2 protein-coding genes are annotated in these 1,466 nt (G+C 33.5%); both read right to left on the bottom strand.

Going from position 1 to position 1,466, the window contains the following annotated elements; all coding sequences use genetic code 11:
• Positions 1-302 precede the first annotated feature (302 nt).
• Positions 303-893, bottom strand: coding sequence for a hypothetical protein (locus NK213_RS20020; protein ID WP_253352634.1), 591 nt, complete (start codon positions 891-893; stop codon positions 303-305).
• 12 nt (positions 894-905) lie between these two features.
• On the bottom strand, positions 906-1,466 hold a 561-nt coding region (locus tag NK213_RS20015), incomplete at its 5' end, for a phage tail tube protein (RefSeq protein ID WP_371926479.1).

The following is a 1,466-nucleotide window of genomic DNA, read 5'->3' as shown; positions in this document are numbered from 1 at the left end:
CTTTCTATCTCTCTTGTATAGTTATCTACCACACTTAAGACCGTTTCTATTCTGTCCTGTTCCACTTTAGCCTCCTTACTTTGGTTTATTTTCTCTACAAGCTCTGTTAAATCTATCTAATATGTATTCAAATTTAGTTACTAACCAATATGGATGCTCGTCTATTGACCTCTTTAAAGGCAAGTGTTTCATCTCATAACGATCACCCATACCTGCTAATCCAAAATACATTCTATATCTTTGAATATCACTTATTACTTTTTGCAGTCCTTCATCTGTTGTTTCATGCCCTTTTACTATATTTAGACACGCCCTAGCATATGGATTGTCAAAATTCCGGCCTGATACTTTTTTAGCTGTACCATATTTTCTTTCATTAACTCCAATATTGCCTTATTTAATATTTCTCCATGTCTGTCTGAAAATTTTTGTAAGTTCTCCATACTTACTTCAGTGTTTACACCATCTAAAAATATTTCATTTAACTGTGAGAACAGGAATTCTACCTCTTTACTTTCTGTGAAGCTATATTCTATTGGGATTATCTCTATGTCTTTGCTGTCTTCCTTTATTCTTCTTATTACCTCTGGCTTTGTAAAATAGTTCCACATATTCCTGTATTTTCCGACTAATTCCACCACTACGTAGTCCTTATCTGATCCATAAGTCCTTATATCCGTTATTTTCTGTTCTGGTATCACTGGTGATTCATTCTTTTTAAGTTCTTCTTTGATATGCTGTCCTGTATTTCTCAAGTCCTTATTATCAGGATTTTTATTATCTACCTTTAGTTTTGCATTTTGGTATCTTTTTTCTATGTCTTCCTTTTTCTCAGAGACAGAAGCAGATTTTATCTTACTTCTGTCTATTATATTTATATTTTTTTTAGCCATATTATCACCTTATTACAGAATACTTGCGTAATCCAGCATTTCTATTTTTACTGGTGTTTTTTCTGTCTCATCATAGTAAGCCGATACTTCTTTTGTAAGTCCTCCAGCTCCTCCTATGTCCGTTCTCTCAGACTTGGTTACTTTACAATTTGGGAATGTCATTCTAAATATTTTGGCGGGATTTCCTCTTTCTGCAAATTCTGTTATTATTTCATACGATGAATTTGATTTTATATCACTTAAATCCTTTATATATGTTGGTTTATCAAATTCGTTAAATGTCATTGATATTCCTACACTTCCACGTTCTCCCTGTCTTATTGCCTTGTAGTACTCTGAGTTTAATGACTGTTTTCCTTCAAGCTTATTATCTACTGTTATATCTATACTTTCCACTTTGGAAGTTATATCTGTTCCTGCCTGTTTTATTGTTGTTCCCAAACAGATTAAAGGCTCGCCTGCAGGGGCTATTTCTATTCCTGTATACCCTGTACTATTTGTTGTAAAATCCATTCCTATCATGCTGGCTGTCGCTGTTACATAGGCTGCTATTGATGTACTTATGTTTATTGA

Origin of the sequence: Sebaldella sp. S0638 (assembly GCF_024158605.1) — a bacterium.
GTDB lineage: Bacteria > Fusobacteriota > Fusobacteriia > Fusobacteriales > Leptotrichiaceae > Sebaldella.
The sequence above is the reverse complement of the archived record's forward strand: the minus strand, read 5'-3'. Positions and strand labels throughout refer to the sequence as shown.